The sequence below is a fragment of the Nonomuraea sp. NPDC049504 genome (assembly GCF_040676845.1).
Lineage (GTDB): Bacteria > Actinomycetota > Actinomycetes > Streptosporangiales > Streptosporangiaceae > Nonomuraea > Nonomuraea salmonea.
Genome location: NZ_JBFAPT010000020.1, coordinates 208,711 through 228,042, shown reverse-complemented (window position 1 = coordinate 228,042; position 19,332 = coordinate 208,711). Strand labels below are relative to the sequence as shown.

Annotated in this window: 14 protein-coding genes and 1 pseudogene; 5 read left to right on the top strand and 10 right to left on the bottom strand. The window is 71.8% G+C overall.

The features are described from left to right. The 3 genes and pseudogenes from AB0K28_RS33540 to AB0K28_RS33530 form a co-directional block, all read right to left on the bottom strand. Positions 1–1,711, bottom strand: a pseudogene (locus AB0K28_RS33540) (hypothetical protein); the annotation flags it as partial. Beyond that, complete coding sequence (locus AB0K28_RS33535; RefSeq protein WP_364377844.1) at positions 1,712–2,080, bottom strand: YbaB/EbfC family nucleoid-associated protein; 369 nt, start codon at positions 2,078–2,080, stop codon at positions 1,712–1,714. 249 nt (positions 2,081–2,329) lie between these two features. Beyond that, positions 2,330–7,081 (bottom strand): ATP-dependent helicase, encoded by a 4,752-nt coding sequence (locus AB0K28_RS33530; protein WP_364377842.1) that lies wholly within the window; start codon positions 7,079–7,081, stop codon positions 2,330–2,332. A gap of 91 nt (positions 7,082–7,172) precedes the next feature. Between AB0K28_RS33530 and AB0K28_RS33525 the strand changes: the two genes are divergently transcribed. Continuing rightward, positions 7,173–7,661: a VOC family protein gene (locus tag AB0K28_RS33525; protein ID WP_345398886.1), complete on the top strand. Its 489-nt coding sequence runs from the start codon at positions 7,173–7,175 to the stop codon at positions 7,659–7,661. Here the strand turns inward: AB0K28_RS33525 and AB0K28_RS33520 are convergent, their stop codons facing one another. Beyond that, positions 7,662–7,856: a hypothetical protein gene (locus tag AB0K28_RS33520; protein ID WP_364377840.1), complete on the bottom strand. Its 195-nt coding sequence runs from the start codon at positions 7,854–7,856 to the stop codon at positions 7,662–7,664. It abuts the gene before it with no gap. 43 nt (positions 7,857–7,899) lie between these two features. Between AB0K28_RS33520 and AB0K28_RS33515 the strand changes: the two genes are divergently transcribed. Continuing rightward, positions 7,900–8,094: a DUF3046 domain-containing protein gene (locus tag AB0K28_RS33515; RefSeq protein ID WP_111184544.1), complete on the top strand. Its 195-nt coding sequence runs from the start codon at positions 7,900–7,902 to the stop codon at positions 8,092–8,094. A gap of 39 nt (positions 8,095–8,133) precedes the next feature. Here the strand turns inward: AB0K28_RS33515 and AB0K28_RS33510 are convergent, their stop codons facing one another. Next, positions 8,134–8,406 (bottom strand): hypothetical protein, encoded by a 273-nt coding sequence (locus AB0K28_RS33510; RefSeq protein ID WP_364377837.1) that lies wholly within the window; start codon positions 8,404–8,406, stop codon positions 8,134–8,136. 369 nt (positions 8,407–8,775) lie between these two features. Here AB0K28_RS33510 and recA point away from each other — a divergent pair, with 369 nt between their 5' ends. Beyond that, positions 8,776–9,870 carry a recombinase RecA gene (gene recA / locus AB0K28_RS33505; RefSeq protein ID WP_345398898.1) on the top strand — a complete coding sequence of 365 codons (1,095 nt, stop codon included), beginning with the start codon at positions 8,776–8,778 and terminating at the stop codon, positions 9,868–9,870. Between the two features lie 938 nt (positions 9,871–10,808). Here recA and AB0K28_RS33500 read toward each other — a convergent pair. Beyond that, positions 10,809–10,964 carry a hypothetical protein gene (locus AB0K28_RS33500; RefSeq protein WP_364377835.1) on the bottom strand — a complete coding sequence of 52 codons (156 nt, stop codon included), beginning with the start codon at positions 10,962–10,964 and terminating at the stop codon, positions 10,809–10,811. Positions 10,965–11,417: 453 nt separating this feature from the next. On the opposite strand from AB0K28_RS33500, the gene recX reads away from it, so the two are divergent. Both recX and rny read left to right on the top strand, forming a co-directional pair. Then, positions 11,418–12,263, top strand: a complete 846-nt coding sequence (gene recX / locus AB0K28_RS33495) for a recombination regulator RecX (RefSeq protein WP_364377833.1) — start codon at positions 11,418–11,420, stop codon at positions 12,261–12,263. 747 nt (positions 12,264–13,010) lie between these two features. After that, positions 13,011–14,627, top strand: a complete 1,617-nt coding sequence (gene rny, locus AB0K28_RS33490; RefSeq protein WP_345398901.1) for a ribonuclease Y — start codon at positions 13,011–13,013, stop codon at positions 14,625–14,627. Between the two features lie 4 nt (positions 14,628–14,631). On the opposite strand, the gene AB0K28_RS33485 is transcribed toward rny, so the two are convergent. From AB0K28_RS33485 to AB0K28_RS33470, 4 genes are all read right to left on the bottom strand, one after another. Next, positions 14,632–16,449, bottom strand: a complete 1,818-nt coding sequence (locus tag AB0K28_RS33485; protein ID WP_364377831.1) for a prolyl oligopeptidase family serine peptidase — start codon at positions 16,447–16,449, stop codon at positions 14,632–14,634. Positions 16,450–16,749: 300 nt separating this feature from the next. Further along, the gene (locus tag AB0K28_RS33480; RefSeq protein WP_364377829.1) at positions 16,750–17,595 is read right to left on the bottom strand and encodes a glutamate ABC transporter substrate-binding protein; all 846 of its coding nucleotides are present in this window, start codon (positions 17,593–17,595) and stop codon (positions 16,750–16,752) included. A gap of 106 nt (positions 17,596–17,701) precedes the next feature. Beyond that, positions 17,702–18,619: an amino acid ABC transporter permease gene (locus AB0K28_RS33475; RefSeq protein ID WP_345398910.1), complete on the bottom strand. Its 918-nt coding sequence runs from the start codon at positions 18,617–18,619 to the stop codon at positions 17,702–17,704. Next, positions 18,616–19,284, bottom strand: coding sequence for an amino acid ABC transporter permease (locus AB0K28_RS33470; RefSeq protein ID WP_364377827.1), 669 nt, complete (start codon positions 19,282–19,284; stop codon positions 18,616–18,618). The genes AB0K28_RS33475 and AB0K28_RS33470 overlap by 4 nt, the downstream gene beginning before the upstream one ends. Positions 19,285–19,332: the final 48 nt, after the last annotated feature.

Sequence of the window (19,332 nt, the reverse complement as noted above, 5' to 3'; positions counted from 1 at the left end):
CGGCCGCGGCGACGGCCGGGACGGTGGCGGGCAGCGCCGAACTGGCGGGCAGGGCGCCGGGGGTGGCGGCGGTGTCGCGCGTGCTGGCGACCGCGTTCGCCGGGCCTTGGCCCGCGGGCGCGATGGCGTGCGACGCTCCCCGCTCGGCGGGCACGGCGGCGGGGGAGGCGGGGCGCTCGGCCGGGAGGGCGCGGTTGAGGGGCGCGGGGTCGGCGAGGGGGTGGGCCGGGCCCGGGGTGTGGACTGGGGCTGGGGTGTGGACTGGGGCTGGGGTGTGGGCTGGGGGCCGGACGGCGGGGGTTGCGGTTCCGGCTGCGTTCGAGGTGGTGGGGGTCGCGGCCGTGTTCGTGCTGGCGGGCAGGAGGGTGTCGCGGCGGGCGACGACCTCGCCCACGATGGTGTCGCCGCGGTGGGGTGGTGGTGTGGCGAGGGTCGGTTCGGCGGCTTGGTGGATCACGACGTGGCCGCCGCCGGTCGCGGTCGTGCCCGCGCTGTTGCTCGCGGTGTGAACGCCGCCGGCGTCGGCGGGGGTGTGGCCGGCGAGGCTGGTGCCGCCGTCACGGACGCCGGTCGCGCTGCCGGCGCCTGCGTGGGTTGCGGCCGGCTGATGCGCCCCGCCCCCGGGAGAGGCCGAGCTGCTTGCGGAGGGTCCGCTGGTGAGGCCGGTGGCGGGGGAGGGGGTCGGGCCGGGGTTGGGGGCTGAGGGGGGAGCGGGTGAGGGACCGGTGGTGAGTTCGCCGGCGGTGTCGAAGCGGGGGAGGTAGCTGACGCGGGCGCCGGCGGGGATGTCCAGGCCGCCGGCGACGCCGGACAGGAAGGTGTACTTCAGGTGGTCGGCGTCGAGCTGGCCGCTGAGGGCCAGGCCGGGTACGGAGCCGGCGGTGCCGGCCAGGCCGCCCATCAGGGCCTGGCCGTAGATGCCCTGTCCCAGGGCCGCCAGCTTGTCGCGCACGCCCAGCTCGGCGGCGGAGGCGACGTAGACCATCTCGCGGCTGAGCAGCCGCGACAGGGCCGCGTTCCCGGCGCCGAACAGGGCGCCGGTCAGCGCGCCGCTGCCGGTCGACATGGCCAGCGAGGCCAGGTCGAACTCGCCCGTCTCGCGTACCCCTCCGATGGCGTCGATGTGCTGGGCCAGCTGCACGCTCAGGTCCAGCCCGCCCATCAGGGCGCCGAACTTGAGCATGTTGCTCAGCACCAGCCGCTTGAGTGTCTCGATGTGCACCTTGGTCATCAACGTGCGGGTCTGGATCGCGGCCATCACGGCGGGCCCGTTGACGTAGATCCAGGCCAGCAGCCGGATGATCATCGCGGCGAGCAGGGCCAGCGCCGCGTAGATCATCCATTCGGTGTGCTGCATGCGCACGCCGTGGTCGTGCAGCGACCTGGCCTCGGCCCGCAGCGCCTCCACCAGCAGATCCACCAGCGCCTCGGGCGTGCCCTCACCGTCGGCGAGGTCCTCCTTGCCGCTGAGCGCGCTGAAGACCTGCTGGAAGTTCTCCTTGGCCGGCCCCTGCCACAGCTCCTCGCGCAGCATCCGCATGATGGCGCCGGCGTCCTCGGACTTCATCTCCTCCAGCGCGTCGGCCAGCGCGTTCAGCGCTTTCGACTCGCTGATCAGGGTGGGCACGTCGGCCTCGGGGACCGCCCCGCCCGTCAGCGGCTTGGCCAGCGGCTTGACGATGTCGGGCACCAGGTTCGGATCGAGCGGCATCTACTTCTTCTCCGTCCGCGGCAGGTCAGAACCCGGGAAGAACAGATCGGCGCCGGCCTCGGGCCCGAACAGGTCCTCGAAGGGGAGAGTGGGGGTGAAGGGCTCCATCAGCTCCCGCAGCTCGCCGGACACCTGCCGGGTGGCGTCCTTGATCTGGGCCATGATGGAGTCGGACAGCTCCGACGGTGACAGCTTGCGGTAGACCCGCGGGTCGAGCTCGATGGCCTGCACATCGCCTCGAGGGCCGACGGTGACGGTGACCATGCCGTCACGGGACTTGGCGGTCGCCGTCAGGTCGCGCATCTTCTCCTGCGCCTGTTTGAGCTGCTCGGCCTGCTGATTGACCTCCTTCACGAGCTGCTCCAGCAACCGCCAATGCTCTTGAGATGTCATCGCTGCCCTCAGATCAACGCCGCGTAACCGTGATCATCGAATCCCCATCATTTATCACTTCAGCCCCATATCGGGACAGCAGAATCGATAAAGACGGGGAGCCCGCACCACGCTCGCAGGCCATCCGTGATGTTCCTCTCGCAACCGCTCTGTCCGTGCCCAGAACACGTCAGCGGCGGGGGCCAGGCGTGCGTGGCAGGGTCGCTCGCCCCCGGAGCGGTGTGGTCAGGCGCGCAGGCGCAGGCCGCGGGGGGTGGGGTGGAAGCCGGCTGCTTCCAGGGCCGCCGCCAGCGGGGAGTCGACGATGCTGGCGCCGTCGGCGCGTTCGACGGTCAGCTTGCCCAGAACGCCGTCGCGTACGGCCAGAGCCAGCGCGTCGACCGCCGGCCGCAGCCGGTCGCCGTCGGTGAACGACAGCAGCGTCTTGCCGCCGCGCTCGACATAGAGCACCAGGTGCCCGTCCACGAGCACGACCAGCGAACCGGCCTTCCTGCCCGGCTTGTGACCGACCTCGCCGGGATGCTGCGGCCAGGGCAGCGCGGCGCCGTACGGGCTGGCCGGGTCGGCCGCCGCCAGCACCACGGCCCGCCGCCCCGACCCTCCTGAACCACCATCCGCGCCCCTGGCCGACCGCCCCCCGAAGCCGGGCACGTCGCCGGGTGCCGTGGTGCTGAAGCCCGGGTCAGGGGGCGGAGCGGCGCCGGGGGACATGGCGCGCATGCGGTCGACCGCGCCGGGCAGCGCGAACTGGGCGCCGCCGAGCCCCTCGACGAAGTAGCCGCGCCGGCACCGCCCGCTCTCCTCGTACGCCCGCAACACCTGGTAGACGGGCGTGAACCCGCCGGGCAGCCGTTCGGAGGTCACCGCCCCCCGCGTCACCACACCATGCCGCTCGAGCAGGACCTCGGCCTGGGCGTGCGCCCGTTGCGTGGCGTCGGCGGCCGGCTCGGGCAGCAGCCACCACCGCCCTGCCACGGTCGGCGGCCCGCTGCGGCTCGGCAGCACGGCCCGGCGCCGCCGCGTGGTGGCGGGCCGGTGGGCGGGCCGCCCGGTGCCGAGCGTGGCCCGCAGCGGCGCCAGCGTGTCACCCGAGACGCGCCCGGCCCACACGAGATCCCACAGAGCGGACACGAGCGTGGCGTCGTCGAGCGAGCCGAGCTGGTCGGAGATGCCGCGGAAGAACAGCGCGCCGCCCCCGCCGAGCAGCTCGAGAATCCGCTCGTGGATCGGCGTCATGGTGATCTCGGCGGGCTCGGGCATCAGCAGCGGCGCGGTGTCGGCGAAGTAGAGGGACACCCAGCCGTCGCCGCCGGGCAGCGACCCCTGACCGGCCCACATCAGGTCGCCCGACGAGGTCAGCTCGTCGAGCAGCGCCGGATGGTAGCCGGGCACCCGCGACGGCAGCACCAGCGTCTCCAGCGCGGAGGCCGGGACGGCGGCGCCCTGGAGTTGTTCGATGGAGCGTACGAGCGCGTCCATCGCACGAGCCGACCCGATCGCGCCAGGAGAGACCTCGGCGGCGGTGATGCCGTGCCAGGCGGGCAGGAACCTGGCGAGCGTCTCGGGCGCGACCGGCTCCACCTCTTTACGCAGCCGGGCCAGCGACCTGCGGCGCAACATCCGCAGCACGCCCGCGTCGCACCACTCCTCGCCCCGCCCGCCGGGCCGGAACTCCCCGTTCACGACCCGGCCCGACGCGGCCAGCCGCCGCAGCGCGTCGGTCACCACGGCCACGCCGAGCCCGAACCTGGCGGCGGCCGTACCGGCGTGGAAGGGCCCGCGCGTGCGGGCGTGCCTGGCCACCAGGTCGGCCAGCGGGTCGGCCACCGGCTCCAGGAACGCGTGCGGCACCCCGACGGGCGGCGGGACGCCGAGCGCGTCGCGCATGCGGCCGGCGTCCTCGATGGCCGCCCACTGCTCCTCGCCGGCCACCCGCACCCTGATCGCCCGCCTGGCCCGCTCGAGCTCCTCCAGCCAGGCCGGATCGCCGCCGCGCACGCTCACGTCGGGCGCGAGCAGCGGCCCGTGGGAGCGCAGCAGGTCGGCGAGGTCCTCCACGTCGCGCAGCGGCCGGTCGAGCCTGGCCAGCTCGCGTTCGGTGTCGGAGATGACGTCGGGGTCTAGCAGCTCGCGCAGGTCGGCCTGGCCGAGCAACTCCGCGAGCAGCGTGGTGTCGAGCGCCAGGGCCTGCGCGCGGCGTTCGGCGAGCGGAGCGTCGCCCTCGTACATGAACGCGCCCACGTAGTGGAACAGCAGCGCCGCGGCGAACGGCGAGGCCTGCGAGGTCTCCACCTCCACCACCCGCACCCTGCGGGCGGCTATGTCGCGCATGAGCTGCACCAGCCCGGGCACGTCGAAGACGTCCTGGAGGCACTCGCGCATGGTCTCCAGCACGATCGGGAACGAGGCGTATTGCGAGGCCACGCCCAGCAGATGGGCGGCCCGCTGCCGCTGCTGCCACAGCGGGCTGCGCCGGCCCGGCGTGCGGCGCGGCAGCAGCAGCGCACGGCCCGCGCACTCCCTGAACCGGGAGGCGAACATGGCGGAACCGCCCAGCTCCTCGGTGACGATCTGCTCGATCTCGTCGGCGTCGAAGGCCGCGACGTCGCTCGGCGGCTCGGCCAGCGTGTCGGGGATGCGCAGCACGATGCCGTCGTCGGAGTGCACGGCCTGGACGTCGATGCCGTAGCGCTCGCGCAGCCGCCGGTTGATCGCCAGGGCCCACGGGGCGTGCACGCGGGCGCCGTAGGGGGAGTGGATCACCACCCGCCAGTCGCCCAGCTCGTCGTGGAAGCGCTCGACCAGCAGGGTGCGGTCGTCGGGGACGTAGCCGGTGGCCTCGCGCTGCTCGCGCAGGTAGGCCAGCAGGTTGCCCGAGGCGTATTCGTCGAGCCCGGCCGCCTGCATGCGTTCGGTGGAGTCCTGTTTCGCCTGTTCGCGCAGGAACTGCCCGATCGCCTTGCCCAGCTCGGCCGGCCGCCCCGGCGCGTCGCCGTGCCAGAACGGCAGCTTGCCCGGCTGCCCCGGCGCCGGCGAGACCAGCACCCGGTCGGCGGTGATGTCCTCGATGCGCCAGGAGGTCGCGCCCAGCACGAACACGTCGCCGACGCGCGACTCGTAGACCATCTCCTCGTCGAGCTCGCCCACCCGGGAGGCGCGCTCGCCCACCAGGAACACGCCGAACAGGCCGCGGTCGGGGATCGTGCCGCCGTTGGTGACCGCCAGCCGCTGCGCGCCAGGCCGCCCCTGGAGGGTGCCGGTGACGCGGTCCCAGACGATGCGGGGGCGCAGCTCGGCGAACTCCTCGCTCGGATAGCGCCCGGCCAGCATGTCGAGGGTGGCCTCAAGCGCGCTGCGCGGCAGCGTCGCGTAGGGGGCGGCCCGCTTGACCACGCTCTCCAGCTCGTCGACGGTCCATTCGTCGAGCGCGGTCATCGCCACGATCTGCTGCGCCAGCACGTCGAGCGGATTACGCGGATAGCGCAGCTCCTCGATGAGGCCGCTCTTCATCCGCTCCGCTACCACCGCCGTCTGTACAAGATCGCCGCGGTATTTGGGGAAGATGACGCCCTTCGACACCGCGCCCACCTGGTGGCCTGCCCGGCCGATGCGCTGCAGGCCGCTGGCCACGCTCGGCGGCGCCTCCACGCACGCGACCAGGTCGACCGAGCCCATGTCGATGCCCAGTTCGAGACTGGACGTGGCGACCACGGCGGGCAGCCGGCCCGACTTCAGCGCCTCCTCGATCTGCGCGCGCTCCTCCTTGGAGACCGAGCCGTGGTGGGCGCGGACGATCTCCGTCACCGCCCCCTTGCTCGCCCCCGCCTGCGCCATCAGGTCGGCAGGCATGCGCGTGGGCGGCTCGGAGCCCGCGGGGGGTGTCTCCCAGATCGACAGGTCGATGGTCTCGGCGCCGTGCTCGCGCTCGTAGGCCAGCTCGTTGAGCCTGGTGCACAGCCGCTCGGCCAGCCGGCGCGAGTTGGCGAACACGATCGTGGAGCTGTGGGACCCGATCAGGTCGAACAACCGGTCCTCCACGTGGGGCCAGATCGACCGGTTGCCCGGCTCCGGCGCGAACTCCTCGCCCTCCTCGCCCCCCTGGCTCGGCCGGCCCTCCATCTCCGTCATGTCCTCGACGGGGACGACGACCTCGACCTCGATGCGCTTGTCCGACGGCGGCTGCACCACCGTGGCGGGGCGCGTGCCGCCCAGGAACGCCGCGACCTCGCTCACCGGGCGTACGGTCGCCGACAGCCCCACCCGCTGCGCCGGTTTGTCGAGCAGCGCGTCGAGCCGCTCGAGCGTCAGCGCGAGGTGGGCGCCGCGCTTGGTGGCCGCGACCGCGTGCACCTCGTCGACGATCACCGTCTCGACGCCGCGCAGCGCCTCGCGCGCCTGGCTCGTCAGCAGCAGGAACAGCGACTCGGGCGTGGTGATGAGGATGTCGGACGGCCGCGACGCGAACCGCCTGCGGTCTTCCGCCGGGGTGTCGCCCGAGCGGATCGCCACCGAGATGTCCGGCACCGGCAGGCCCAGCCGCCTCGCCGTCTGCTTCAGGCCGGCCAGCGGGGCGCGCAGATTGCGCTCGACGTCGACGGCCAGGGCCTTGAGCGGCGACACGTACACGACCCGCGTGCCCCTCGGCCGCTCTGTCGGCTTGGCCTGCTCTGTCGCCTTCGCCCGCTGCGTCGCCTTCGCGTGCTCCGTCGTTTTCGCGCGCCCTCGCGCCGCCGCCACTTTCGCGCCCTTCGGCGCGTCTTCCATGGCGGGCGGCTCTCCAAGGTCGCGGGCCGCCAGCCTGTCGAGCGACCACAGGAACGCCGCCAGCGTCTTGCCCGACCCCGTCGGCGCCACGACCAGCGTGTTGTCGCCACGCGAGATCGACTCCCACGCCCCCTCCTGAGCGGCGGTGGGGGCCTGGAAGGCTCCGGCGAACCATTCCCTGGTCACCTGGCTGAACTGGGCTAGCGAGCTCACCAGCACATACTGCCTCGCGCCACCGACAGAAAACGCATTCGCCCCCGGGGCGGGACGGTTGAGCGGGCGCCCTGGCGGACATACAGCGACCGTGACCATCGACTACGCGGCCATCGAAGCCCGCCGTGCGGAAATACGTGAGCGCTACGTGTTAGCGCACCGGCCCTCCAGCAGCGCACGAGGACTGCACCACATGGCGCTGCTCTCGTCCGACGTCGAACGGACCATCAAGTTCTACCAGGAGCTCCTGGAGTTCCCGCTCACCGAGATCTTCGAGAATCGCGACTACAAGGGCTCCAACCACTTCTTCTTCGACATCGGCAACGGCAACCTGCTGGCCTTCTTCGACTTCCCCGGGCTCGACCTGGGGCCGTACCAGGAAGTGCTCGGCGGGCTGCACCACGTCGCGATCTCCGTCGACCCCGCCACGTGGGAACGGCTGCGCGGGAAGCTGGAGATGGCCGGCGTGCCGCACCAGATAGAGAGCGGCGCCTCCATTTACTTCAGGGACCCCGACGGCGCCCGGCTGGAGCTGCTCGCCGACCATCTCGGTGAGATGTACGGCGCGCGGGTGATGTGACTAGCGCCGCGACGCCCTGCGCGTGCGCGGCTTGCCCGCCCGCGGCGCCTGCCTGATGCCGGCGTGCCGCTCGGCGCGCTCGGCCTTCTCCTTCTTCACGGCCTGCCGCAGCAGGGCTAAGAGGTGACGGCGTCTGGCCCTGTTGGCCTTCGTCTCGGCGGTCTTCGGGGGTGAAGACTTGGGGGTCTTTGGCATGCGGTTGTCCTACCCACCCCCGGGGCGCTTCCATACTTGAGTGATGCGCCTGACCGAGTTCTGGAGACGGATGAACGCCCATTTCGGCGAGACCTACGCCGAGTCGTGGGCCCGCGACTATGTCCTCGCCCCGCTGGGCGGTCGCACCGTCGTCCAGGCGCTGGCCGACGGCGAGAGCGCCAAGACGGTGTGGCGGGCGGTCTGCCAGGTGGAGGACGTCTCGCCGAAGCTCCGCTGACCGCGCTCACTTCACGCTCACTTCACGCTCACTTCACGCTCACTCCACGCTGGGCGCGTCGAGCGTACGGCGCAGCGCCGCGCACGTGCCCTCCAGGTCGTCGGCCGTTCCCTGCCCGCGCGGCGACCACAGGAACCGCCATCCGTCGTTCGCCGGGGTGGCGAAGACGAGGGTCTGGCGGCTCGTACGCGGATGCCACACCCACAACACAGGATCGTCGCCCCCGACCGTCCTGCTGACGAGGCCGTGCGCGGGCAGCAACGCGGCGAGTGCCTCGAGACGGGCGCGCCGTTCCCCGGTGTAGCCGCTCACCACGTGCGCCTCCAAGCGTCGCCGTTGCAGTGAGTCTCCCCAGCTCAGACCTCGGCCAACACGCCGCGCGAGGGTGATGGGGAACGGTCGGCGGCGCGTGATCGCGACGTCACCGACCGCTGAACCGGCCGGCCTTTTCAGGACGCCCGCCTCGCTCCGACCCGGGACGGGGGAGCACCGGGCGTCCCTGTGGCACGCGGGATGGCGATGATCAATGGCTACCTGCGTGTTCCTGCTGTGATCGAACAGCCGTTCGGCTACGATGGACCAAGCCGGGCCACGTCTTCCCCGACTGCGGCAGAAATTGTCGGTGGCAGGCCGTAGCTTTCACTCGACTGATCGGACCACGACCCTCCAGGGGGAGTTCCCATGGCTATCAACGACCGCGAGAAGGCCCTCGAGACCGCCCTCGCTCAGATCGAGCGGCAGTTCGGCAAGGGCTCCGTCATGAGGCTGGGCGACGACGCCCGAGCTCCCATCGAGGTGATCCCCACCGGGTCCATCTCCCTGGACGTCGCCCTTGGCATCGGCGGCCTGCCGCGCGGGCGCATCGTGGAGATCTACGGCCCCGAGTCCTCGGGTAAGACGACGATCGCCCTGCACGCGGTGGCCAACGCCCAGCGCGCCGGCGGCATCGCCGCGTTCATCGACGCCGAGCACGCCCTCGACCCCGAATACGCCAAGAAGCTCGGGGTCGACACCGACGCCCTGCTGGTCTCCCAGCCCGACACGGGTGAGCAGGCGCTCGAGATCGCCGACATGCTGATCAGGTCGGGCGCCGTCGACATCATCGTCATCGACTCGGTGGCGGCCCTGGTGCCCAAGGCCGAGATCGAGGGCGAGATGGGCGACAGCCACGTCGGCCTCCAGGCCCGCCTCATGTCCCAGGCGCTGCGCAAGATCGCCGGCGCCCTCAGCAGCACCGGCACCACCGCCATCTTCATCAACCAGCTCCGCGAGAAGATCGGCGTCATGTTCGGCAGCCCCGAGACCACGACCGGTGGTAAGGCGCTGAAGTTCTACGCCTCGGTCCGCATGGACATCCGGCGCATCGAGACCCTCAAGGACGGCACGGAGGCGGTCGGCAACCGCACCCGGGTCAAGATCGTCAAGAACAAGATGGCTCCGCCCTTCCGGGTCGCCGACTTCGACATCCTCTACGGCGTGGGCATCTCCCGCGAGGGCGGCCTCATCGACATGGGTGTGGAGCACGGCTTCGTCCGCAAGTCCGGCGCCTGGTACACGTACGAGGGCGACCAGCTCGGCCAGGGCAAGGAAAACGCGCGTAACTTCCTGCGCAACCACCCCGACATGGCCAACGAGATCGAGAAGAAGATCAAGGACAAGCTGGGCGTGGGCCCGCGTCTCGACGCTCCCGTCGAGGCCGCCGCCGCTGCCCCTGCTCCGGCCGCCACCTCCTCGGGCCGCGGCTCCAAGTCCACCCCCAAGCCGGGTGACGTCTGAGCGTCGGCCGCATGAGCAACACCGACCGGCCACAGGTGCCCCGTACACCGGAGCGGGGCGCCTGGCCCGACCCCTCCACCCGCCGCCGCGACCTGGCCCGCTCAGCCACGGACGGCTGGCCGTCGGTGTCCGAGTGGCGCGCCCAACGTACCCGCGAACGCGCCGCCCAGGAACCCCCCGCCGAAGGCTCTCCTGAGACACCAACAGCAAGCCTCGCGGAAGACGAAGAGAAAAAGACCCCAGCAGAAGACACCACCCCTGAAACCACAGCGGCAGGGGCCCACCCCAAAGGCACCTCCGCACCGACCGCGGCGAAAGACGCCACCCCTGAGACCACGACGGCAGGGGGCCACCTTGAAGGCGCTCCTGCGCCGGTCGCGGCGGAAGGCATCACTGCTGAGGCCACAGCGGCAGGGGAGCAGGCCGAAAGCGCACCTGCACCTGCACCGGCGGCAGCGGAAGGCACTCCCTCTTCCCTCATCCCAGGGACTGCCACGACAGAAGACCGCGCAGGGGAGCCATCCGAAGCCGCAGTGCCAGGGTCTGGCCGACCCATCGCTGATGCACCCGTGCCCGACGTGGCACCACGGCAGACGTGGCCTCAGGCAGCGGCGGCTGACCGGGACGCCGCCGAGACACCTGCGGCCGGCTCCGCGCAAGCTTCCGTGCAGCCCCCGGAGCCCGGCTCCGCGCGAGCTGCCGTACAGTCCCCGGAGCCCGGCTCCGCGCGAGCTGCCGTACAGTCCCCGGGGCCCGGCTCCGCGCGAGTTGCCGGGCAGCCCCTGGACCACGACGACCCCGAGCGTGCGGAGGCCGGCTCGGCGGCGGAGCGGGCTGAGGTCAGTGGAAACGGCGCCTGGTGGGGCTCCGAGACCAGCTGGACCCCACCGGCCGTTGTCACCTCGCCGACCGTCGGGCTCCCGCCGACTGCGGGATTCTCACCGGCCGATGACGGCACCCCACCAGAGCCGCCTCGCGGTGCTCAACACCCCTTCTTCGCGCGTGAGGACAAAGAGGGCTCCGTAGCGGCGCAGGACGGCGACGACACCCGTCCAGGTGCTTCGCCGCAGCGCCGCCCGGGTGACGAATGGCACGCGGAGGTCCTCCCCGGCCCCAGCTGGTTCGCCCCCGCTCCAGAAGAGAGTGACTCCGGCCGACCGGGCCGATCACGCCGCAGCGGCGCTTCACGCTCAAGCCGATCCGGTACGCCGTCCGCAGGCGCTTCAGCGGGAAACCGATCCGGTACGCCGTCCGCAGGGGCCTCAGCGGGAAGCCGATCCCGCAAGGGTCGCAGCCAACCATCCCCCGACACCGGGCCGACCGGTGCCGGACAAGACGCCTTCGATGACGCACCCGACTGGCTCACCGGAAGGCCGGACTCGTCGGATGAGGGGCGTGGGGCGTACGGGGGAGGACGAGACTCACTTGGCGGCCGCGGCTCCTCGCGGGGGAAACGTGGCGCCGGTTTCGGTGCGGCAACAGGGCCCTCTGATGAAGGCGCGGAGCCGTTTGGTGCGGAAGCCGGGCCGTCCGGCGACGGCGCTGGAGTGTTCGGCGGAGGGACCGGGGCGGCCGATGAGGGTGCCGGGCCGTTCAGTGATGAGGGGACCGGGGCGGCCGGTGACGGTGCGGGGCCGTTCGGTGGTGAGGGTGCCGGGTCGTTCGGTGGTGAGAGTGGGGCGATCGGTGCGGGAGCCGGGGGCTCTAAGGGGGAGAGCGGGGCGTTCGGCGGGGGAGCCGGGGGTTCCAGCGGGGAGGGAGAGGCGTTCGGTGAGGGGACTGCGCGGCGGGGGCGCAAGGGGGGCCGGTACGGGAAGAAGTCGCGTAAGGGTGGCGCTCAGGGCCGGGGATGGCTGCCTGACGGGCCCGATGGCGACAGCCCGGCCGGCGCTGCACCCCAGGCGGATCCGGAGTCGGTGGCTCGGGCCATCTGCCTGCGTCTGCTCACCATGGCGCCCAAGACCCGCGCTCAGCTCGCGGAGGCCCTGCGTAAGCGGGACGTGCCGGAGGAGGCTGCGGAGGCGGTGCTCAGCCGGTTCTCGGAGCTGGGGCTGATCAATGACGAGGCGTTCGCGGCGGCCTGGGTCGACTCACGTCATCACGGTCGCGGACTGGCCAAGCGGGCGCTGGCGGCCGAGTTGCGCCATCGGGGTGTGGACAGTGAGACGGTCAGTGAGGCCGTGGAGCGGCTCGACCCCGACCAGGAGGAGGAGACGGCCCGGCGGCTCGTCGAACGCAAGCTCGCCGCCACCCGCTCCCTCGACCCGCAGAAGCGCACCCGCCGGCTGGCCGGCATGCTGGCCCGCAAGGGCTACCCCTCCGGCCTCGCCTTCCGCGTCATCCGCGAGGCCCTCGAACAGGAGGGCATCGAGATGGACGAAGACTTCTCGTAGGAACCTGTATCGCGTCCCGAGCCCCGGCGCGTCCCGGCGCGTCCCGCACTCCGGCCGTCCCACACCCCGGCCGTCCCACACCCCGGCCGTCCCGCACCCCGGGCGCTTCCCACGCACTGGCGCGGTGGGAGGATCCCCGCGCTTGAGGTTCACCGCCTCCGTGCTGCCTCCGTGCTGCCTCTGCGCTGGCCCCGTGCTGGCTCCGTGCGGCTTCTATGCCGCGCCTCCGTGCCGCGCCTCCGTGCCGCGCCTCCGTGCCGCGCCCCCGTGCCGCGCCCCCGTGCCGCGCCCCCGTGCTGGCTCCGTGCCGGCTTCTGTGCCGCTGCGGCAGGGCTTGTGTGTTGGGGTGGCGGGGTGGGGGCCCAAAAGCGGCTGGGGGGCGTGAGGTGGGCAATTCAGTGGCAATGGCGGATATGGGGTTGGGTGGGGAGATGCGCGCACGTAAGACACGCTTGATGCCTCGTTTGCTTGCTCGTGACCTGTTCGACGCATAACCTCGACGGCAGTGAGGAGTTACTCCGCGCAGCGCGGATTGCCATACCGGTGAACGACGGACGAATGGGCTTGGTTGATCGAGGCAGGCGAGGTGTCGGCTTTGGCGGTCGACGCCCGGTCGATCGTGGCTTGATCTCGATCGTGGCGATCATCCCGATCATGCCGACCCGGCGATCCGCGGCGCGCCTGTGACCCCTCCTACATTGTGGCCGCGTTATGAGTTCTTGACGACGCGAGGAGGGCGGGGCGCACATGGGGCCGCTGGTCGTGGTGCTGATGGTGGCGGTGCTCGTGCTCGCGTTCGGCATGATAGGGGCGCTCCTCGTCGTCGTACGGCGCACGTCCGGCGGTGTGCCGCGCGCCGGTAAGCCGGATCCCGAGCAGCTGGAGACCGTGCACGAGGAGCTGGAGCAGGCGCGCGAGGAGGCGCGGGAGATCCGCACCAAGGCGGAGAGCGACGCCGAGGACATCCTGCGCAGGTCGGAGGCGGCGGCCGAGAGCGCCGCGCAGATGCGGCGCGAGGTCGAGGAGGAGAGCCGGATACTCAAGTCCGAGCTCAAGGAGCTGCGCGCCGACCTCGAGCGCAGGGAGGCCCGGCTGGCCGAGCGGGAGCAGCGGCTGGACGAGGAGGCCAGGCGGCAGGCCGAGCGCGACAGGAAGCTGGCCGAGACGGAGATCGAGCTGGCCGACCGCCGTGAGGAACTGCTGCGGGTCGAGGACGAACGCCGGGTCATCCTGGAGCGGGTGGCCGGGCTGACCGGGGAGCAGGCCAAGGCCGAGCTGGTCAAGGAGATCGAGAACCAGGCCAAGCGCGAGGCGGCGCTGATCGTCAGGGAGATCGAGGGCGAGGCCCGCAAAGAGGGCGAGAAGCGGGCCACGAAGATCGTCACGCTGGCCGTGCAGCGGCTGGCGGCGGAGCAGACGGCCGAGTCGGTCGTGAGCGTGCTGCACCTGCCGGGCGACGAGATGAAGGGCCGGATCATCGGGCGTGAGGGGCGTAACATCCGCGCGTTCGAGTCCACGACCGGGGTCAATCTGATCATCGACGACACGCCAGAAGCGGTGCTGCTGTCGTGTTTCGACCCGGTCAGGCGGGAGACGGCGCGGCTGACGCTGGAGAAGCTGGTGCTCGACGGCCGCATCCACCCGCAGCGCATCGAGGAGGCGCACGACCGCAGCCGCCAGGAGGTCCAGGACCTGTGCGCGCGGGCCGGTGAGGACGCCCTGGTCGAGCTGGGCATCACCGACATGCACCCGGAGCTGACGCTGCTGCTCGGGCAGCTGCGCTACCGCACCTCCTACGGCCAGAACGTGCTCAAGCACCTCATCGAGTCGGCCCACATCGCCGGCATCATGGCGGCCGAGCTGAAGATGAACCAGACGCTGATGAAGCGCTGCGCCCTGCTCCACGACATCGGCAAGGCGCTCACCCACGAGGTCGAGGGCAGCCACGCGCTGATCGGGGCCGAGATCGCCCGCCGTTACGGCGAGGAGGAGGACGTGGTGCACGCCATCGAGGCGCACCACAACGAGGTCGAGGTCCGTACGGTCGAGGCGGTGCTCACCCAGGCCGCCGACGCGATCAGCGGCAGCCGCCCCGGCGCCAGGCGGGAGTCGCTGGAGGCGTATGTGAAGCGGCTGGAGCGGCTGGAGGAGATCGCGCAGTCGTACGAGGGCGTGGAGAAGGTGTTCGCCATGCAGGCCGGGCGGGAGATCCGGGTCATGGTCAAGCCCGACGCCATCGACGACATCCAGGCCCAGGTGATCGCCCGCGACGTGGCCAAGCAGGTGGAGGAGGAGCTGACGTACCCGGGGCAGATCCGCATCACCGTGGTGCGGGAGTCGCGCGCGACCGAGTTCGCGCGCTGACCCCTCAGGCGAAGAGCTGCTGGTAGAAGGCCAGCTCGGCGGCGAGCGCGGCGACGCGGGTCTCGGTGCGGCGGAAGCCGTGCGACTCGCCCTCGAACGCGAGGTACGTGCACGGCACCCCACGCTCGGACAGGGCGTCGGAGAAGGCCGTCGACTGCTGGGGCGGCACGACGGGGTCGTCGAGGCCCTGGAGGAGCAGCATGGGGCAGGTGACGCCGTCGACGAGGGCGAGGGGTTCGCGGCCGGCGTAGACCTCGGGGTCCTCCGGGCCGACCAGCCACTCCACGTACCGTGACTCGAAGTCGTGCGTGTGGGCGTTGAGCGGGCCGAGCGCGCTGACCCCGTAGTACGACACCCCGCCCGCGAACACGTCCGACCGGCAGCACGCGGCCATCACGGTCCAGCCGCCCGCGCTGCCGCCGCGTACGGCGATCTTGCCCGGGTCGGCCAGGCCCTCGGCGGCCAGCCATTCGGCGGCGGCGACCGTGTCGGCGACGTCGACCAGCCCCCACTGGCCCTTGAGCCGGTCGCGGTAGGCCCTGCCGTAGCCGGTCGAGCCGCCGTAGTTGACGTCGAGGACGCCGATGCCGCGCGAGGTCAGGAACGCCTTCTCCAGGTCGAGCCCGGTGTCGGCGTGGGCGGTCGGGCCGCCGTGCACGAAGATCACGTAGGGGGACGGGCCGTCGCCCGCGGCCTCGGCGTGCGGCGGGTAGAGGTAGGCGTGGACGTCGCCTCCCACGCGCACGGCCCGGGGCGCCGGCAGGTAGGCGGGGTCGGGCAGGGCGGCGGAGTCGCCGGTGAGCCGCTCGTGAGCGCCCGTCGCGGTGTCGACGGTGACGACCGAGCGGGGCGTCGTGGCGGCGTAGCCGATGCCGGTCACTTCGGAGCCGTCGGCGGTCAGGGCCGCGTCCCAGCCGGTGCAGGGCGTCTCCAGGTCGGTGAGTGTGCCGCGCGCCGGGTCGAGCAGGCCGAGCCGCAGGTCGCCGCGCCCGTGCAGGACCGCGAGCCGGCCGTCGCCGAGCACGGCGTACGGCATGCCGCCCAGCCGCCACGGCGGCAGCGTGAACTCCTCGTCGGCCGGGCACAACGCCCGCGCCCCTTCGCCGCGCAGGCCGATCTCGTAGAGGTTCCACCAGCCGGAGGCGTCGGAGACGAGGTAGAGCCGGGAGTCGTCCTTCCAGCAGGGCGACAGCACGGATTCGTCGGCGCCGCCGCGCACGGTCCACGTCTCGCCGTCGGAGAGGCGGGTGACGCGTAGTTCGGTGCCGTCCCAGGGCATGCGGGGGTGGTTCCAGCAGACGTAGGCGAGATGCCGCCCGTCGGGGGACAAGGTGGGGGATGCGTAGAAGTCGCTGCCGATGGCCCATTCGCGCACATCGCCGCCGTCGAGCGGGATCGCGACGACGGCCCTGGTGACCTTGCCGTCCTCGGCGTGCCGCTCGCGTACGCACCACACCTGGCCGTCGCGCGCCACCAGGTCGGCGTAGCGGCCGTCCTCCTCCGTGAGGGGTTTCGGTTCGCCGTTTTCGCCCAGAACGTAGAGGCGCTGGTCCTTGAGGTTGGCGAACACGACGTCGCCCGACGGGGTCAGCGCATAGGGGCGGCCGCCGTACTCGTGGACCCGGGTGCGCGCGCACCACGGCGCGGGCAGCAGGTCACGGCGGGTGCCGTCGGCGTCGCGGCGCACGATCGTGGTGCGCCCGCCCTCGTCGGGGCGGTCCTCGGTCCACCACACCCGGCCGTCGCGGGCCGTGGGCCAGCCGGGACGGACGCCCGAAGCGGCCACGTCTCTGGTCGAAATGGGGGAGGGCCAGAAAGGCATACCCGCATCCTGCCGGAAGATCGCCGGGAGTGCGGGCCGGTCCTCACAGTTCAGCGCCCGTTCCCCGAGATCACCCGGACCGGGAGCCCAAGGTGAGAGCCCCCGGCACGCGCGCATGGACGCGCGGGTCAGGGGCGAGGGGATGACCTCGTGGGGTGCGGGTCAGGGGCGAGGGGACGGCCTCGTGGGGTGCGGGTCAGGGGCGAGGGGACGGCCTCGTGGGTGCGGGTCAGGGGCGAGGCGGCGACCTCACGGGGGTGCGGGTCTGGGGGACTCATAGAGGCGGGGGCCTCAGGTGGATCAGGGGCAGCCGGCGGAGCGGGGTGGGCCTTGCGGGAGCGTCAGGTGGGAGTGGCCGAACCATTTGCGCAGCAGCCGGTCGGCCGTCCCGTCCCGCCACATGGCGGTGATGGCCCGGTTGACGGCCGCGCAGGTCTCGACGTCGCCCTGCTTCAGCCCCACCCCCCACTGCTCGTCGCTGATCGGCTCGTTGAGCAGCCGGAACCGGCCTGGTTCGCGCTCGACGTACCCGGCCAGGGCGAGGTTCTCGGTGCTGACGGCGTCGAGCAGGTTGGCGGCGAGCTTGCGCACGCAGGCGGAGTAGTTGACGGCGGGCACGAGCTGCGCGGGCAGGTCGAGCTTGCCGTCGGGCGGCGGGTCCACGATCCGCCGGTACGAGTTCGACCCCTCGGCCAGGCAGATCCGCTTGCCGCGCAGGTCGCTCACGTGGCGGATGCGGGTGTCGCCGGCGCGGACCATGGTGTCCTGGCTGACGATCACGTACGGCCCGCCGAACGTCACCTTGGGCTTGCGGGACTCGGTGATCGAGTACGAGGCCACGATCAGGTCCACGGTGCCGTTCTGCAGCAGCGACTCGCGGGTGGACGACGGCGACTCGCGCCAGGTGATGGCGACCTCGGCGCCGCCGGACAGGTGGCGGACGAGGTAGCGGGCGACGTCCACGTCGAAGCCCTGCGGGTCGCCGCTGCCGGTGCGCAGGGCGAGGCCAGGCTGGTCCCATTTGGTGCCGACGACGACCGTGCCGGTGTCCTTGATCTTGTCGACGACGGTCGCGGGCCGCCCCACGCCGCCGCACGCGGCCAGGCCCAGCGTCACGGCCGCTGCCGCGAGCACCACCCCACGCATGGTCTACGGCTAACCAGAAGGGCGCAGCGGTAACCCGGCGTGGGACATCTCTGGGTAAAGCGACGAAGCCCCGGCGAGGGATTCGCCGGGGCTCCGTCGACAGGGGTCATTCCACGGGACGGTCGGGCGCCAGGCCACCACCTTCGGTGCCCTGGCCCGCGGCCACGCCCACCTCGGCGGAGCCGGGCGCCGCGACGGGCCGCGCCGCCGTCTTCTTGCTGCGCCGGCTGCGCCGCTCCAGCCAGGTGGCCAGATAGCTGAGCACCAGGTTGAGCGCCACGTAGATGATGCCGATCACGATCGCCGCCGGGATCAGCGAGCCGAAGAACGCGGCAGGCAGGATCTTGAAGCCGGTGTTGAGCAGGTCGACGTAGGCGATGATGTAGCCGAGCGCGGTGTCCTTCAGCAGCACCACGAGCTGGCTGACGATCGCCGGCATCATCGCCGTGATGGCCTGCGGCAGCAGCACCAGCCGCAGCACCTGGTTCTTGCGCATGCCGACCGCGTACGCCGCCTCAGACTGCCCCTTGGGCACCGCGTGCACGCCGGCCCTGACGACCTCGGCGAGCACCGATCCGTTGTAGAGCGTGAGGCCGAGCACGACGGCCGCGAACGCGTAGTCGCCGCCGCCGAACAGCGTGGGCGCCAGGTAGAAGATGAAGAAGATCAGCAGCAGCAGCGGGATCGCCCGGAAGACCTCGACCACGACGCCCGCCGGGATGCGGATCCAGGCGTGGTCGGAGAGCCGGGCCAGACCGAAGATCGCGCCGAACGCCAGTGCCAGCACCGCGGCCACGGCCGCCGCGCGCAGTGTGCCGATCAGACCCGGGATGATGAAGACCTGCCAGGTGTTCCACTCCAGGAACGGCTGCCAGATCTTGCCCTCGAACTGGCCCTTGGCGTCGAAGCCGCGGTAGACGCCGTACAGGACGGCGAGCACCGCGATGACGCTGATCACGGTCAGCCCGTGGTTGCGCAACCGCCCGCGCGGCCCGGGGGCGTCGAAGAGTACGGAGGTGCTCATCGGACCACCGCCAGCCGCCGCGACAGCCAACCGGTGAAGAAGCCGATCGGCATGGTCAGTGCCATGAACGCGACGATGATGCCGAGGAAGATCGGGATCGACGCGCCGGTCGTGTCAAAGGTGATCTTCATGACCGCCGCAGAGTCGAGGAGGAAACCACCGGCCGTCGCGACCGTGGTGTTCTTGATCATGGCGATCATCACGCTGCCCAGCGGCGCGATGACCGCGCGGAACGCCTGAGGCAGGATGATCATCGTCAGCGACTGCATGAACGTCAGCCCGATCGCCCTGGCCGCCTCCGCCTGGCCCATCGGCACCGTGTTCACGCCGGCGCGCAGCGCCTCGCAGACGAAGGCCGCGGTGTAGACCGACAGCCCCATCGACACGATCCAGAACGAGTTGGTCGTCGGCGTCTCGGAGAACACCAGGCCGAGCTGGTCGCTCAGGCCCAGCGCGGAGAACGCCAGCACCAGCGTCAGCGGGGTGTTGCGCACCACGTTGACGTAGATCGTCCCGGCCGCACGCAGGACCGGGGTGGGGGAGACCCGCATCGCCACCAGAATCGTGCCGAGGATCAGGGAGGCGACCGCGGACACGAGGGAGAGCTTGACGTTCTCCAGGAATCCCAGCCCGAGGTCGGGGGCGTACTTGATGAGTTCGTCCATTGTGCTCCACCGCATAGGCAGCGGCGGCCGGTCATCCGGCCGCCGCTA